Annotated in this window: 14 protein-coding genes; 4 read left to right on the forward strand and 10 right to left on the reverse strand. The window is 62.6% G+C overall.

The features are described from left to right. Positions 1 to 62: 62 nt before the first annotated feature. Positions 63 to 701: an NrsF family protein gene (locus FJ964_RS26445; RefSeq protein WP_140553249.1), complete on the reverse strand. Its 639-nt coding sequence runs from the start codon at positions 699 to 701 to the stop codon at positions 63 to 65. 1 nt (position 702) lies between these two features. After that, a complete protein-coding gene (locus FJ964_RS26450) occupies positions 703 to 1,254 on the reverse strand; it encodes a sigma-70 family RNA polymerase sigma factor (protein ID WP_140513867.1) in 552 nt (183 codons plus the stop codon). 307 nt (positions 1,255 to 1,561) lie between these two features. Here FJ964_RS26450 and FJ964_RS26455 point away from each other — a divergent pair, with 307 nt between their 5' ends. The 3 genes from FJ964_RS26455 (at position 1,562) to FJ964_RS26465 (ending at position 5,397) form a co-directional block, all read left to right on the forward strand. Continuing rightward, the gene (locus tag FJ964_RS26455; RefSeq protein ID WP_140553251.1) at positions 1,562 to 2,569 is read left to right on the forward strand and encodes an iron ABC transporter substrate-binding protein; all 1,008 of its coding nucleotides are present in this window, start codon (positions 1,562 to 1,564) and stop codon (positions 2,567 to 2,569) included. A 117-nt stretch (positions 2,570 to 2,686) separates the two neighbouring features. Then, entirely contained in the window at positions 2,687 to 4,318 is a 1,632-nt protein-coding gene (locus tag FJ964_RS26460; protein WP_140553253.1) for an iron ABC transporter permease, read from the forward strand. After that, a complete protein-coding gene (locus tag FJ964_RS26465) occupies positions 4,315 to 5,397 on the forward strand; it encodes an ABC transporter ATP-binding protein (protein ID WP_140553254.1) in 1,083 nt (360 codons plus the stop codon). Before FJ964_RS26460 ends, FJ964_RS26465 begins: the two co-directional genes overlap by 4 nt. A gap of 45 nt (positions 5,398 to 5,442) precedes the next feature. Here FJ964_RS26465 and FJ964_RS26470 read toward each other — a convergent pair whose 3' ends face one another. The 7 genes from FJ964_RS26470 to FJ964_RS26500 form a co-directional block, all read right to left on the reverse strand. Beyond that, the gene (locus FJ964_RS26470; protein WP_140553256.1) at positions 5,443 to 6,492 is read right to left on the reverse strand and encodes a sn-glycerol-3-phosphate import ATP-binding protein UgpC; all 1,050 of its coding nucleotides are present in this window, start codon (positions 6,490 to 6,492) and stop codon (positions 5,443 to 5,445) included. Between the two features lie 7 nt (positions 6,493 to 6,499). Next, positions 6,500 to 7,348, reverse strand: a complete 849-nt coding sequence (gene ugpE, locus FJ964_RS26475; protein WP_140553257.1) for a sn-glycerol-3-phosphate ABC transporter permease UgpE — start codon at positions 7,346 to 7,348, stop codon at positions 6,500 to 6,502. 8 nt (positions 7,349 to 7,356) lie between these two features. Next, positions 7,357 to 8,241 carry a sn-glycerol-3-phosphate ABC transporter permease UgpA gene (gene ugpA / locus FJ964_RS26480; protein WP_140553259.1) on the reverse strand — a complete coding sequence of 295 codons (885 nt, stop codon included), beginning with the start codon at positions 8,239 to 8,241 and terminating at the stop codon, positions 7,357 to 7,359. Positions 8,242 to 8,485: 244 nt separating this feature from the next. Then, a complete protein-coding gene (ugpB, locus tag FJ964_RS26485; protein WP_140553261.1) occupies positions 8,486 to 9,790 on the reverse strand; it encodes a sn-glycerol-3-phosphate ABC transporter substrate-binding protein UgpB in 1,305 nt (434 codons plus the stop codon). 318 nt (positions 9,791 to 10,108) lie between these two features. Then, a complete protein-coding gene (locus FJ964_RS26490; RefSeq protein ID WP_224659061.1) occupies positions 10,109 to 11,218 on the reverse strand; it encodes an ATP-binding protein in 1,110 nt (369 codons plus the stop codon). Beyond that, positions 11,215 to 12,711 (reverse strand): circadian clock protein KaiC, encoded by a 1,497-nt coding sequence (gene kaiC, locus FJ964_RS26495; RefSeq protein WP_140553263.1) that lies wholly within the window; start codon positions 12,709 to 12,711, stop codon positions 11,215 to 11,217. Before kaiC ends, FJ964_RS26490 begins: the two co-directional genes overlap by 4 nt. Beyond that, positions 12,695 to 13,018, reverse strand: coding sequence for a circadian clock KaiB family protein (locus tag FJ964_RS26500; RefSeq protein ID WP_140553265.1), 324 nt, complete (start codon positions 13,016 to 13,018; stop codon positions 12,695 to 12,697). The genes kaiC and FJ964_RS26500 overlap by 17 nt, the downstream gene beginning before the upstream one ends. A 289-nt stretch (positions 13,019 to 13,307) precedes the next feature. Here FJ964_RS26500 and FJ964_RS26505 point away from each other — a divergent pair, with 289 nt between their 5' ends. After that, entirely contained in the window at positions 13,308 to 14,036 is a 729-nt protein-coding gene (locus FJ964_RS26505) for a Crp/Fnr family transcriptional regulator (protein WP_224659060.1), read from the forward strand. A gap of 210 nt (positions 14,037 to 14,246) precedes the next feature. Here FJ964_RS26505 and FJ964_RS26510 read toward each other — a convergent pair whose 3' ends face one another. Next, the gene (locus FJ964_RS26510; RefSeq protein ID WP_140553269.1) at positions 14,247 to 14,927 is read right to left on the reverse strand and encodes a TlpA disulfide reductase family protein; all 681 of its coding nucleotides are present in this window, start codon (positions 14,925 to 14,927) and stop codon (positions 14,247 to 14,249) included. Between the last annotated feature and the right edge of the window lie 14 nt (positions 14,928 to 14,941).

Raw genomic sequence — 14,941 nt, forward strand, 5'->3', positions numbered from 1 at the left:
GGCAAACATTTGCCGGCATGATTAAGGATCGGTATGCGCGGAATGCAGGAGCGGGCGTCGCGCTACCAGCGCACGAAAAACCGGCCGCCGAGTGCGCCTAGCAGCGCCAGCGCAGCGATCGCGATCGTGTACCAGGTGGCGACGAAAAGCGGCGAATCATCAAAGCAATGCGCGGCATAGAAGGTCGCCGCCAGCCCACCGGCGAGCAGGCCCGCGGCCGTGCCGGCCAGCACCGGCCGTGTCGGAGCGCCATAGCGCAGCATCCACAGGAAGATGGCCAGCGGGCCGATGCCGATCAGCGGGATGAGCCCCATGCAGACCATCATGTTGGAACCGACGAGCCGCCTGCCCCAGTCGGCCTCGGGCACGGCGTAGAGCTCCAGCACCACGGCCGCCGCGACGAGCACGGGCGCAGCCGCCATCCAGGCCGCCGCCTTGCCTGTCGATGCTCCCGGTGTCGACAATGCCCTGACGAAGGCGAAGGCGCTGGCGGCGAGCACGATGGTGAACAGGAACTTCGAAAGAAAGCGCATCGTATGCGCGGCAGCCATGAAGTCGGGGCGCGGACCGATCGTCATCATGAAAACCGCGCCCGCGATCACGGCGGCCCCGCCGGCAGCCAGCCACCAGGCCGAGCGCAGCGGCATCGCCTTGCTGCGGGCGTCGGCATCAAGCGCCTTGATGAGATCTTCGGTCCTCATGTCATTCCCGCCCAAACCGCCCCTGCCCGAACCGCTTGGCAATGGCTGCAAGTCCGCGATGCAAGGAAACCCGCACCGCTGTTTCGCTGATGCCGAACTTGGCCGCCGTGTCGCCGATCGAGCGCCCCTCCACCGACACGGACGACACCACGGAGCGCTGTGCCGGCGGCAGGCCGTCGAGTGCCCGGTTGATGTCGCGTTCGCTGACGGTTTCCGTTTCCGGCTCGGCGAAGGTTTCGGCAATATCGTCCACATCGATCTCGATGCGCCGTCCGCGCCGCCGGAACGCATCGATCAGCTTGAAGCGCGCGATGGCATAGACCCAGGGCAGCACAGGTGCGTCCTGACGCCAGGTGTGCCGTTTCACATGAATGGCCAGCAAGGTTTCCTGCACGACATCCTCGGGATCGACCCCGCCTTTGACGATCTTGCGCCTGGCAAAACCGCGAACCAGAGCGGCCGTCCGGTGCAGAAAGTCGGCATAGGCCCTTTCATCTCCCGCGATCGCGGCTCGCATCAGCCGGGAAAGCTCGGCCTCGTCCTTGCCGCTCACAAGAGTTCACTCCCCGATCTTCGCGCCTCGGCGCTGATTTGTTACGTGGCCGGCGAAATAATGTCCAAGGCAAACTACCGGCAAGTCACGAAAGATTGCGGACGAATGCGGGCTGGGCGCGCAGACCGTTGACGGCGACCCCGAACCGTCGCTCCCGCGATCCCGCGCGGCCATCACGCGGAATTGTCCACCTGGCATAGGGCCTATGCCGCCAGCGGCCGATTGAAGCAGGCCAAAAATGTTGACTACACCTGTCATGTATCGGTAGGTGCTGCGTGCCAGTTCAACGAGATCGAGGACGATGCCCATGAAATACGCTCTTTCCACCCTTGCCGGCGCCGCGGCGGTGGCGGTCAGCCTGATCGCTGGCCAGGCGATGGCCGAGGATACGGGCATCATCGTCTATAATGCCCAGCACGAGAGCCTCGCCAAGGAATGGGCCGACGGCTTCACCAAGGAAACCGGCATCAAGGTCACGTTGCGCAATGGCGGCGATAGCGATTTCTCCAACCAGATCGTCGCGGAGGGCACCGCCTCGCCCGCCGACGTGTTCCTGACCGAGAATTCGCCGGCCATGGTGCTGGTCGAGAATGCCGGCCTGTTCGCGCCGGTCGATGCGGACACGCTGGCGCAGGTTCCGCAGGATTATCAGGCAGCGAGCGGCAAATGGGTTGGCGTTGCCGCGCGCAGCACCGTCTTTGCCTACAATACCACCAAGCTCAAGGCCGACCAGTTGCCCAAGTCGCTGCTCGACCTTGCCGATCCGAGCTGGAAAGGCCGCTGGGCCGCCTCGCCGTCGGGCGCCGATTTCCAGGCGATCGTCAGCGCGCTGCTGCAGCTCAAGGGCGAAGCCGCGACGGCGGACTGGCTGAAGGCGATGAAGGAGAATTTCACCGCCTACAAGGGCAACAGCACCGTGATGAAGGCGGTCAATGCCGGCGAAATCGAAGGCGGCGTGATCTATCACTACTACTACTTCGGCGATCAGGCCAAGACCGGCGAAAACAGCAAGAACGTTGCGCTGCATTATTTCAAGAACCAGGATCCGGGCGCCTTCGTCTCGACCTCCGGCGGCGGCGTGCTGGCTTCGAGCAAGCATCCGAAGGAAGCCCAGGCCTTCCTGAAGTGGGTGACCGGCAAGGGCGGCCAGGACGTGCTGAAGAACGGAACGTCCTTCGAATACGCGGTCGGCAAGGGCGCGGAGTCCAATCCGAAGCTGGTGCCGCTGGCCGACCTGCAGGCGCCGAAGATCGATGCCGCGACGCTGAACTCCAAGAAGGCCACCGACCTGATGACGGCGGCCGGCTTGCTTTAGTTGCCGTTCGTCCTAATAAGGACACCGGCCGTGCTCCCGCGGGAATTCCGCGGGAGCGTTTTGTTTTTTCGAGATGGCATTCGTCGATGACGACACGCTGTATTCCCGACCATGATCATGGTCTTTCGATTGCCGCCGCCAGACGGCAAGGGCGCGAAGTCTGAGCCGATGCAGTTCGCGGCCGACATCGCAAGCCTGGGCCTGCCGTCGAGGACGCGCCGCAGGGCGCGCCGGCGCGCTGCGTCATGGATCGTTGCCGCCGCTATCTTCATTTCGCTGTTGGCGCTGCTGCCGCTTGCATTCATCGTCTGGGTCGCCGTGCAGACCGGCTGGGAGACCGTATCGGCGCTGGTTTTCCGGCCGCGTGTCGGCGAGCTTCTGGCCAACACCGTCCTGCTTGTCGCCCTCGCAGTGCCGATCGCCATCATCCTGTCCGTGACGCTGGCCTGGCTGACCGAGCGCAGCGACCTGCCCGGCGCACGGCTGTGGGCCTGGTTATGCGTGGCGCCGCTCGCCATTCCCGCCTTCGTGCACAGCTATGCCTGGATCACCATGGTGCCCGGGCTGCACGGCTTGTGGGCCGGCGTGCTTGTCTCTGTCATAGCGTATTTCCCGTTCCTTTACCTGCCGGTATCGGCGGCCCTGCGCCGGCTCGATCCCGCGCTCGAAGACGCCGCCGCCGCACTCGGCCTTGGTCCCTGGCGCGTGTTCTGGCGTGTCGTACTGCCGCAGCTCAGGCTTGCCATTTGTGGCGGCGCATTGCTGGTCGGCCTGCACCTGTTGGCCGAATACGGCCTTTACGTCTTCATCCGCTTCGACACCTTCACCACGGCGATCGTCGACCAGTTCCAGTCAACCTTCAACGGGCCGGCCGCGAACATGCTGGCCGGGGTGCTGGTGAGTTGCTGCTTCGTGCTGCTCGGGCTGGAGGTACTGGTGCGCGGCGAGGAGCGCTATGCCCGCGTCGGTTCGGGCGCGGCGCGCCACCAGCAGCGCGCGCCGCTCGGCCGGGCGACCGTGCCTTGCCTGCTGCTGCTTGCCGCCACCACGCTTTTGGCGCTCGGCGTGCCGTTCGTCACCATAGGCCGCTGGCTTGCCGCCGGCGGCGCCGAGGTCTGGCGGCTCGACGAGATCGGCCTGGCGCTCGGCCAGACGCTGTTCCTGGCGCTCGCCGGCGCGCTGCTCGCCACCGTTGCCGCCATGCCGATGGCCTGGATCTCGATCCGCGCGCCGGGGCCTCTGCAGCGCTTGCTGGAGGGTTGCAACTACATCGTCGGATCGCTGCCCGGGGTCGTGATCGCGTTGGCGCTGGTCACCATCACCGTGCGCATCGCGCTGCCGCTCTATCAGACCCTGTTCACCATCCTGGTTGCCTATGCCTTGATGTTCCTGCCCCGCGCCCTGATCAGCCTGCGGGCGTCGATCGCCCAGGCTCCGGTGGAGCTCGAGCGCGCCGCATCCAGCCTCGGGCGGCCGCCGCTCCATGCATTGTGGTCGACGACGATCCGCCTGTCGGCGCCGGGTGCCGCCGCCGGCATGGCGCTGGTGGCGCTCGGCATCATGAACGAGCTGACCGCGACCCAGATGCTGGCGCCGAACGGCACCCGCACGCTGGCGATGGCGTTCTGGTCCTACAGCGGCGAGATCGACTACGCTTCGGCAGCACCTTACGCCTTCATCATGGTGGCGATGTCGCTGCCCCTGACCTGGCTGCTCTATGTCCAGTCAAAACGGATGGCTGGACGATGAGCTTTCTCGAACTCAGGGGCTTGCACAAGCATTACGGCCCGGTCGCGGCGCTTGCCGGCATCGATCTCGACGTTGCCAGCGGCAGCCGCACGGCCATCGTCGGGCCGTCCGGCTGCGGCAAGACCACCTTGCTGCGGCTGATCGCCGGTTTCGAGGCGCCCGACCAGGGCAGCATTGTGCTTGACGGAAAGGTGTTGGCCGACAGCGGCGGCGCCGTTCCGGCGCACCGCCGCGGTATCGGCCTGGTTGCACAGGACGGCGCCCTGTTTCCGCACCTGACGATTGGCGACAATATCGGTTTCGGGATGGACCGCAGGCTGGACAAACGCTCCGAACGCATCGTCGAACTGGCCTATATCGTTGGGCTGGACAAGGCGATCCTGAAGCGCCGGCCACACGAACTCTCCGGCGGTCAGCAGCAACGCGTGGCGCTCGCCCGCGCCATGGCGATGAAGCCGCGGCTGATGTTGCTCGACGAACCGTTCTCGGCGCTCGACACCGGCCTGCGCGCCTCCATGCGCAAGGCCGTGGCGGAACTGCTCGAAGCCGCCGGCATCACCACCATCCTGGTGACGCACGACCAGGCCGAGGCGCTGTCCTTCGCCAGTCAGGTCGCCGTGATGCGCGACGGCCGGTTCTCGCAGGTCGGCACGCCGCGCGAACTTTATCTCAAGCCGAAGGACAGGATGATCGCCGAGTTCCTCGGCGAGGCCATCATCCTGCCGGCGAAGATAGCGGGCGGCTTCGCCACGTCGCCGCTTGGCCGCATCGCCGTCGACACGTCGGACAGCCGCGATGTCGCCCGCATCATGTTGCGGCCGGAGCAGATCGGGCTGAAGCGAACGTCGCGCGAGGGCATGTCGGGCACGCCGGACATGCTGTTTGGCGAGGTAACGGAATCCGAATTCGCCGGCTCGACCTGCACGGTCGCGGTGCGATTGCTCAACAGCCCCGACCCGCCGGACGCCGCCGCCATCGGCAGCACGCCGCTGATCCTGCGCAAGTCCGGCATGGACGCGCCGGCGGTCGGTGAGATCGTCCGGCTCACCGTGTGGGGACAGGCGCATGTGTTCGCCTGACCGGCCGACGGTCCGCAGTCCGCTAATCAGCATGCAAGATTGGCGTCAGTCGACCCTCTTTGCAGCCTGATCGAACCAGTGAAGTTTCTCGGCCTTGACCACGACGCGCAACTGGTCGCCGGGCTTGGCTGTTGCGCGCGCGGCCACACGCACGACGATGCGGTCGCCGCCTGCCGCACAGTGAAGAAAGCTGTCGGCTCCCACCGGCTCGACCGCCTCCACTATTGTCGGCAGCACGAGCGCACCGGACGGTGCCTCGGCCGCCAAGGCGACATCGGCATCCTCGGGACGGAAGCCGAGCGTGACGGCATTCGCAGGCGCAAAGTCGATCGTCTTGCTGCTGGTCAGCGCCAGACCCGAAAGGGACAGAAGATTCATCGGCGGTGCGCCGATGAAAGAAGCGACGAAGGTCGAGGCCGGCTTTTCGTAAATGTCGAGTGGCGCGCCCGTCTGCTCGACCAATCCGCCATTCATGACGACGAGGATATCGGCCAACGTCATCGCTTCCAATTGGTCATGGGTGACGTAGACCGAGGTGACACCGAGCGAGCGCTGCAAATTCTTGATTTCGACCCGCATCTGGCCGCGCAGCTTGGCATCGAGATTGGAGAGTGGCTCGTCGAACAGGAAGACTTTCGGATTGCGCACGATGGCGCGGCCCATGGCGACGCGCTGGCGCTGACCGCCGGAAAGCTCGCGCGGGCGTCGGTCAAGCAGCGCGGAAAGCTCCAGCACCTTGGCGGTCGAACGAACCCTGCTGTCGATCTCGTCCTTGGGCGTACCGCGATTGCGTAGCCCGTAAGCCATGTTGTCGTAGACTTTCATATGCGGATAGAGCGCATAGTTTTGGAACACCATGGCGATGTCGCGCTCGGTCGGGCCAATCGAGTTGACAATCTTGCCGTCGATAGCGACCGTGCCGGAAGATATGGTCTCCAACCCGGCGATCATCCTCAAAAGCGTGGACTTGCCGCAGCCGGACGGGCCGACGAGCACGCAAAGTTGCTTGTCGGGAATGGCGATGGAGACGCCCTTCACGGCTTCGACGCCGCCGGCATAGACCTTCTTCACGTCCCTCAGATCGACCGTCGCCATCGGCTTCTCACTTTTCGGTGTCGACCAGTCCGCGCACGAACCAGCGCTGCATCAGCACCACGACCAGGATTGGCGGCAAGATTGCCAGGATCGCCGTGACCATGACCAAATGCCATTGGGTGTCGGCATCGGCGAAGGAAACCATCTTCTTCAGTGCGATGACGATGGTGTTCATATCGTTGCTGTTGGTGACCAGCAGCGGCCACAGATACTGCGTCCAGCCGTAGATGAAAAGGATGACGAACAGCGCCGCGATATTGGTGCGCGACAATGGCAACAGGATATCGAAGAAGAAGCGCCATGGGCCGGCGCCGTCGACGCGCGCCGCCTCCACCAATTCGCCCGGGATGGTCATGAAGAACTGGCGGAACAACAGCGTTGCGGTGGCCGAGGCGATCAGCGGGATGATCAGTCCGGCATAGGTGTCGACCATGCCGAGATCGACCATTACCTTGTAGGTCGGCAGGATGCGCACCTCGACGGGAAGCATCAGGGTGATGAAGATCAGCCAGAAGAAAGTCATGCGCAGCGGAAAACGGAAGAAGACGATCGCGTAGGCCGACAGGATCGAAATGAATATCTTTCCGACCGCGACGCCGAGCGCCATGATCGTGGAGTTGAGGAGCAGCCTGCCGACGCCGAGCCCGCCGATGCGGCCGACGCCGCCGAATAGCGCCTCGCCGTAATTGTTCCAGAACTCGCTGCCCGGCCGGAAGGGCAGTGGCGGCCTGAGGATGGTTTGCAGCGTCTGCGTCGAGGCAACGAACGTGTAGTAGATCGGAAAGGCGACGATCAGTATGCCGAGGATGAGCACGGCATGTGCGAGGAAAATGCGGAACGGGGATTGGCCGATCATCGCGCTCCTCAGCCGTAATGAACCTTGCGTTCCACGTAGCGGAACTGGATAGCGGTGAGCGCGATGACGATGACCATCAGGATGACCGACTGCGCCGCCGAATCGCCGAGGATCAGATTGACGAAGCCGTCATTGTAGACCTTGTAGACCAATGTCTCGGTGGCCTTGCCCGGCCCGCCGCCGGTGACGGCGTGGACGATGCCGAACGTGTCGAACAGGGCATAGACGGTGTTGACGACCAAAAGGAAAAACGTCGTCGGTGCCAAAAGCGGAAAGACGATGGTCCAGAAGCGCTTGGTTTCGCCGGCGCCGTCGATCGCCGCCGCCTCGATCAGCGTTTTCGGCACCGCCTGCAGCCCGGCGACGAAGAACAGGAAATTATAGCTGATCTGCTTCCAGGCGGCCGCCGCCACCAGAAGGATCATGGCGTCGGTGCCGTTGAGCAGCGGATCCCAGGCGACGCCGAAACGTCTCAGCAGATAGGACAGCGAGCCTATCGATGGGTTGAACAGGAACAGCCACAGCATGCCGGCGATCGCCGGCGCCACCGCGTAGGGCCAGATCATCAGCGTGCGGTAGAGGCCTTTGCCGCGCACCACCTTTTCCGCCATGACGGCAAGGAGCAGCGCCACGCCCATGGCAACGATCACGGTCGCAAGCGAAAACACCACTGTGACCTTGATCGAGTTGAGATAGGCCGGATCGGCAAGCACCTTGCGGAAATTGGCAAACCAGACGAACCTGCTCCTCAGCCCGAACGGATCCTGCCGCAGCATCGACTGGTAGAGCGCCTGCCCGGCCGGCCAATAGAAGAACACCAGCGTGATGGCAAGTTGCGGCGCCACCAGGAGGTAGGGCAAGACCTTGTTGGGAAAGACGACGCGCGGGGTCAATGCGCCGCTCCGGCATAGAAATAATCAGCCGAGCGGCACGCTACCGCGCCCCCCGCTGCCCTGCCGGGCATCTCCTCCTCTTGTAGGAAGATCGGCAGTTCCTGCGACGGCTGCCATGCTCCAGCCTTGGCAATTTCCGAAAACGGTCGCGACAGCCGATCTCCCCCGTTGAGGGGGAGATGCCCGGCAGGGCGGAGGAGGGCCTCGTAAAGCAAGGACTATAACTCGATAGGCTCGCCGCGCCCTAATTCCCCAGCGCTTCCTTGATCGCCGCGTTGCCGCGCGTGACGGCATTGTCGAGCGCCTGCTGGGCGGTTTCCTGGCCGGCAAGCATCTTTTCGAACTCCTCGTTCTGGATGTCACGCACCTGCGGCAGGTTTGGCAACCGCACGCCCTTCGAATTGTCGGTCGGCGCCTTGCCCGTCATCTGCAGGATCGGCGTCTCGCGCCCGGGATTCTTGTCGTAGAAGCCGGACTTTTTCGTCGCCTCATAGGCGGCGAGCGTCACCGGCAGGTATCCCGATTTCTGGTGCAGATATTCCTGCACATCGGTCTTGGACAGATAGGCGAAGAAGGCCGCGACGCCCTTGTATTCCTCGTCGGACTTGCCGCCGAAGACCCAAAGGCTGGCGCCGCCCGGCGTCGTGTTCTGCGGCGCGCCCTTGGCGTCGCTGTCATAGGGCAACTGGCCAATGCCGTAGTTCATGCCCGACTTGACGATGTCGCCCAGGCCGCCCGAGGATTCGGTGAAGATGCCACATTCGCCGGCGAGGAATATCTGCTTGGCTTCGGAGGTGCGCCCGCCATATTTGAAGGTGCCGTCCTTGGCCAGATCCGCGAGCGCCTGGAAATGTTTGACGAAGATCGGCGCGTTGATCTTGAGTTCGACATCACCGCCGGCCAGGCCATTCTGCTGCGTGGCCCACGGCACATCGTTCCACGCCGCGAAGTTTTCCAGGTGAATCCAGGTCAGCCAGGTCGAGGTGTAGCCGCAAGCGGCGGCGCCGCTCGCCTTGATCTTTTTGGCATCCTCCCACACCTCGTTCCAGGTCTTGGGTGGGTTGTTCACGTCGAGCCCCGCCTTCTGGAAGATGTCCTTGTTGTAGTAGAGGATCGGCGAGGAGGAGTTGTAGGGAAAGGACAGCATGGTGCCGTCCGGCGTCGAATAATAACCGACGATGCCTGGCAGATACTGGCTCTTGTCAAAGTTCATCCCGGCGCCGGTCAGCACCTCGGCCACTGGCTTGATCGCGTCCCGGGCCGCCATCATCACGCCGGTGCCGACATCGAACACCTGGATGATGTCGGGCGCCTGGCCGGCGCGGTAGGCGGCGATGCCGGCATTCAGCGTTTCGGGATAGGTGCCCTTGAAAACCGGAACGATCTGATAGTCGCCCTGGCTGGCGTTGAAATCCTTGGAAATCTTGTCGACGACCTCTGCGTTGGCGCCGGTCATGGCGTGCCACCAGCTGATCTGCGTGACGGCGAAGGCGGAGGTTGTGGAAAGCAGGGTCACGGCGACACCGGCCGCGAAGCCAAAGAACTTCATGTTTCGTCTCCCGTTTTCATTGCTTGTCATTGGCGAAAGGGACACTCCCGCAATGGCACTATGTGTCGTTCGCGCGCAGCGGACAACGGTTTTGTTGCGGGCAAGCGCACTTCACTTCCGGCTAAAGTAGCGTTCACTTCCCGATGGAAGTGACCCGGAAAGGATTGCATGGCGGCTTGTTGTTTGAATTGATGTACCAGGGACCTGTATCGAGACGGTCAGCGACCTCACCGACGGACGGTGTCTAACAGCACATGACAACACTGACATGACAACGCCCGCTCAGCCTGACGGGTTGAGCGCCAGGTCTGCCTCCCCTCAGCTTCCAGAAGCGCGGGGCAAGTAGAGATGCAGGCTTGTTCCCCGGCCGATTTCGCTATCGATTCGGACATGCCCGCCGGATTGCTTGATGAAGCCGTAAACTTGGCTTAGCCCCAGTCCCGTACCCTGCCCTTCCGATTTTGTTGTGAAGAATGGCTCGAAAACGCGCGCCAGGGTGTCCTTGCTCATTCCGCAGCCGGTATCGTGTATTGTCACGCGAACGAATGAAGCCGCCGCTGCACGCAAATCCTCCAGATCATTTGGAAAATTGCTGGTCTCAATCGTGAGGGTGCCACTGCCATTCATTGCGTCCCGGGCGTTCACGGCAAGGTTAAGAACGGCGATGTCGAGCTGGTTGGCATCGATGAGGACGGGGCCCAAGGCCGGATCCAGATTGCATTGCACGCGGATTCCGCTCCCCAACGTCCGTTCCAGCAGCGTGGTCAGCCCCTTGATTCGTTCGTTGAGATCAATCTGTTCCGGAACCAGGGATTGGCGTCGGGAAAAGGCAAGCAGTTGCTGTGTCAGCGCTCCTCCATTTTCGATCCGCCTGAGCATCTCCTCGACCAGCGGAGTGACTTTCTCATCCGCGGGATCTTTAGCGATCTGTCTCTGCAGAAGCCGAAGGCCAGACTCGAAAACGGCGAGCAGGTTATTGAAGTCATGGACGATGCCGGCCGCGAGGCGTCCAATGGCTTCGAGCTTTTGTGACTGACGTGCGTTCTCTTCTCTTGATCGCTGAGCCGAGACATCGCGCAGGCTGGCAAGTAATGCCGGCCTGCCGTCCCAGGTAACCTCGACCGTGCGCATTTCCACTTCTGCCGGCTTGCGGCCGGAACGGTGAACGGTGATCTCGGCGATCTCTCCAGAGACGACCGGCCGGCCAAGCGGAACGTGCAGGAGTTCATCAAGCGGCTGTCCAAAAATTATGGCTGCCGCAGGATTGGCATAGAGCACCGTGCCGTCCAAATCGACCACCAGCATCCCGTCGGCGGTATTTTCGATCAACTGGCGAAAGCTGAGCTGGCTGATGCCGGCCAGAGACGTATCTCCGGACGGTTCCAGCATTTCGGTGACGTTTTGCGCCACGCTCAAGGCATTTTTCATGTCGACGGCGCGCTAGCCAAGGCGGAGTCGCCGAATACATCGGGCGCGCCGTCAAAGGGCATTCCGAGATGCATGCCGCCGCTGTCGATGGTGAAGCGCCGTATCTGCTTGTCGTGTTCGCTGCCGCGCATTTTCAAGACCATCATGCCGCGGTGCATGAATTCTTCCTGCTGAATGTAGCGCAGCAGAATGATTGAGTCTGTGAGCGTGGAGATATGCTGCTCGCTAGCGCTCTGGCCACCGACAAGCGATTTGTTGGTAGCGGTGCAAAGGCCGGCAATTTCGCGCTTCTTTATGAAGGAGGTGACGCTGATCAGGAACTCCCGGAAACCGGTTTCCGGCGCGATGCGCTCCAATGCCGACAGGCTGTCTATTGCCATGCGATCGGGTTTGAACTCCGCCACCAGTTCGCGGATCATCAGAAGGTGATCCGGCAAACTCTGCGCTTCCGGATAAAGGCAGACTACCTTTAGCCGACCATCCGCCTCCATGGCTTCGAAATCGACGCCCCAACTGCGCGCGTTGCGGAAGAGCTGGCCGCGGCTCTCCTCATAGCCGACGAGCAAGGCGCGTTCGCCCGCAGCCACTCCGCCCGCAAGAAAATTGGTAACCAGCAGAGTCTTTCCGGTGCCTGTGGCGCCACTGACAAGGGTTACGCTGTCGCGAAAGAACCCGCCGCTGCACATCTTGTCGAGTTCGGAATTGCCGCTGGTGACCCGTTTCGTGCTTGATTGCTGCTCCAGACGCAACGATGACAAAGGCACGGCCACAATGCCCTGTTCGGCGACCAGCGTTATGGGCACTTCGCCCTCGACGTGACGGCTGCCCCGCATTTTCAGGACTTCTATGGTCCGTCGACGGCGCTCGCGATCAAGGGCATTGCGAAGGATCACGACATTGTCTGCGACGAACTCCTCTATTCGGTGGCGGGAGATTTCACCATATTCACTGTTGCGCTCGGCGGTCATAAGGACCGTCAGCCCTTCTTTCTTCAGCGCGGTCGCAATACGCAGCAGTTCGCGGCGCACTGCCGTTCGCTCGGCTACGAAATGATCGAAAAGTTGAGTAACCGAATCGAGCACGATGCGCTTTGCCCCGGCGCTTCGGCTGGCGTGCAGAATGCGGGTCAGGAGACCGGCGAGATCGAAATCGCCCACAATCACCTGATCCTGATCGCGCGGGCTCGCATCGACGAAGACAAGCTTGTCCGCCGCTCGCCAGCCGCGGATGTCCCAGCCGAAGCTCGCCATATTGACCTCGATCTCGGTTGGCGACTCCTCGAAAGTGACGAAGACACCGGCTTCATTGAGATCGGTGATGCCATGCGCCAGGAATTGCGTGGCGAACACGGTCTTGCCGCTGCCGGGCGTGCCCCCCACGATAGTGGTGCGCCCGCGCGGCAAGCCACCCATCACCAAGTCGTCAAAAGCCTCGATCCCTGTATTGACGCGTTCGAGAACCGGGTCGATAGAGATCTCATCCGTCGCGGTCATGAATATCACCCTTCTTGCGAAAACCGAAATAGTCGAGAACCTGAACGATATTGCTGATATCGCCCACCAGACGACGCGGGGGATCGGCGGATTCGTCGGAGAGCGTCGGTGTTGCCAGTATACCTGCTCGTTCCGCCTCATGAGGGTGCTTCAGGATATCGACAATCTGGATTTCAATGGTTGCGCTCATCTCCTCGATTATTTTCAGGCGGCTTTCCAACGCCCGACGAGCACCGGGCGTGTCTCCGGCGATGTAGAGCCGGAGAAGGGGATTGGCCCCTGAAGCGGGCGGTTGTTCCGGGTTCATATCTCACGCTGGTTGCACGGGTTCAGTATCGGCGTGCAGAACGCGACACGCCAGGAATTCAACCGCCGGGCTTTGTTGTCCGCCCAGGCGATCGTCTAGCATTTCGCCTGGAGCCGACGCGCCACAGCTCGCGCTCGATGGGGCCTGGATCAGCACCCCTGTCACTTTTTAGACATTCGCGCTCTGCTCGTCTGCGCACTAGTGGACATTTCTCCGGTTATTGGGATATGGGCCGCAAGCGATTGTTCAGAGGATTGTTATGGAAGTCCGCGCCCACACAGACTCCAGCATGATCGGCAACAATCTTCTGCGGGCACTCACAGCGGAAGATTGGGGCATTCTCCAGCCTTGGCTCGAGGAATGGTCGGCCCCCACCGGAACACTGCTTTATGAACCTGGCGACACCGTTCGCCATGCATACTTCCCGCGAGGCCCAAGCCTGATCTCCTATCTCGTCGTGCTGAGCGACGGACGTGCGATCGAGACGGCTCTGGTCGGACGAGAAGGAGCGATAGGCGGAGTTGTCAGCCAAGGCAGGCTTCCAGCTTACGCTCGCGCTGAAGTACAATTGGGAGGTTCGTTCTTTCGCATTAACCTGCTTAACCTTGAAGAGGCGAAGTCCCGCTCGTCGACGTTGCGGAACCTGTTCGCGCGGTACGCTGACTGCCTGATGGCGCAGATGTTCCAATCCGTCGCCTGCAATGCCGCGCATTCGATCGAGCAACGGACAGCAAAATGGCTGCTGGCCGCCATCGATCGGACAGGCACTCCCGATCTGGCGCTGACACAGGAACAGCTCGCCGTAATGCTCGGAGTCGGCCGAAGTTATTTGAGCCGCGTCATACGCGATCTGAAAGAAGGCGGCCTCATTGAGACGCGCCGTGCCCGGATCGCCGTTCGCAGGGTCGACGGCCTGCGGTCGCTTGCTTGCGAGTGCAACGCGGCGGTCAGTCATCACTTCCACGAAGTATTGAAGGGCGTGTATCCCCTGCCAAACAACGGCTCGTCTGGCCGCTAACAGAAGCAGCTCGCCATATGTCCTTGAGGTGAGTTCCCGGACGCCGGGGCCTGCGAGATCGGCCAGGGCTACTATCCGGCAAGCCGCCGCCGATCGAGGCATTCGACGAATTGACCGACTTCGTTACGACGGTTCCGGCCGAAGCCAATGAGCAGGGCGGAGCCTCGCGGTGCTCAAGCCGCGATTGCGCTCAGCCCGACTCCAGTTCCGTCACGACCCCAGCGCGGCCTCGACAAGCCGCTTGGCGTCCGGCCCCGACCACTCGGCCGGGCCGTTCATATGAGCGATCAGGCAGCCTTCGCCGTCGATCAGCATGGTGACGGGCAGGCCGAGCGCCAGGCCGCGCGTCTTCAGGTCGTTGAACAGCGCCATCGTCGAATCCCGGTAATAGCCGAGCGCCTCGACGCCGGTGTCCCTAAGGAACTTCTTCGGCTTCACGTCGTCGCCGGCATCGACATTGACGGCGACGACCTGGAAGGTATCGCTGCCCTTCTCCTTCTGCAAAGCGTCCAGCGCAGGCATTTCGGCGCGGCATGGCGCGCACCACGTCGCCCACAGATTGAGCAGCACCGTCTTGCCGGCATGGTCGGCGATGGTCATCGGCTTGCCGTCCGGGCCGTTGAAGGCGAGGCTCTTCATCGATTGCGGCGGATCGGCGGGCAAGAGGGCCGCGACCTCGCCGGTGGCGGCAGCGGCGATCTTCTTGGCGCGTTCGCTCTTGGCGGCGCAGGCGACATCGTCCTTGCTGTCGCCGACGGCGACATGCGGCGCGGCGTTGTTGCCAGACCGGCTCTCGCTGACATATACCGCGACCGCGCCGGCCAGCGCTCCCGCCACCAGGGCGGCGAGGATCAGGCGCGGGGCCGGGAAAAATCTGTTTCCGTCTGCCATTTTCTTAAAACTGC

The sequence above is a fragment of the Mesorhizobium sp. B2-3-2 genome (assembly GCF_006442295.1).
Classification (GTDB): Bacteria; Pseudomonadota; Alphaproteobacteria; order Rhizobiales; family Rhizobiaceae; genus Mesorhizobium.

Coding starts and splice junctions, on each gene's coding strand:
- FJ964_RS26455 (WP_140553251.1), top strand. CDS start 1,562: ATGAAATACGCTCTTTCCACCCTTGCCGGCGCCGCGGCGGTGGCGGTC.
- FJ964_RS26470 (WP_140553256.1), bottom strand. CDS start 6,492: ATGGCGACGGTCGATCTGAGGGACGTGAAGAAGGTCTATGCCGGCGGC.
- FJ964_RS26490 (WP_224659061.1), bottom strand. CDS start 11,218: ATGAAAAATGCCTTGAGCGTGGCGCAAAACGTCACCGAAATGCTGGAA.
- FJ964_RS26500 (WP_140553265.1), bottom strand. CDS start 13,018: ATGAACCCGGAACAACCGCCCGCTTCAGGGGCCAATCCCCTTCTCCGG.
- FJ964_RS26445 (WP_140553249.1), bottom strand. CDS start 701: ATGAGGACCGAAGATCTCATCAAGGCGCTTGATGCCGACGCCCGCAGC.
- FJ964_RS26460 (WP_140553253.1), top strand. CDS start 2,687: ATGGTCTTTCGATTGCCGCCGCCAGACGGCAAGGGCGCGAAGTCTGAG.
- ugpE (WP_140553257.1), bottom strand. CDS start 7,348: ATGATCGGCCAATCCCCGTTCCGCATTTTCCTCGCACATGCCGTGCTC.
- FJ964_RS26465 (WP_140553254.1), top strand. CDS start 4,315: ATGAGCTTTCTCGAACTCAGGGGCTTGCACAAGCATTACGGCCCGGTC.
- ugpB (WP_140553261.1), bottom strand. CDS start 9,790: ATGAAGTTCTTTGGCTTCGCGGCCGGTGTCGCCGTGACCCTGCTTTCC.
- kaiC (WP_140553263.1), bottom strand. CDS start 12,711: ATGACCGCGACGGATGAGATCTCTATCGACCCGGTTCTCGAACGCGTC.
- FJ964_RS26505 (WP_224659060.1), top strand. CDS start 13,308: ATGATCGGCAACAATCTTCTGCGGGCACTCACAGCGGAAGATTGGGGC.
- FJ964_RS26510 (WP_140553269.1), bottom strand. CDS start 14,927: ATGGCAGACGGAAACAGATTTTTCCCGGCCCCGCGCCTGATCCTCGCC.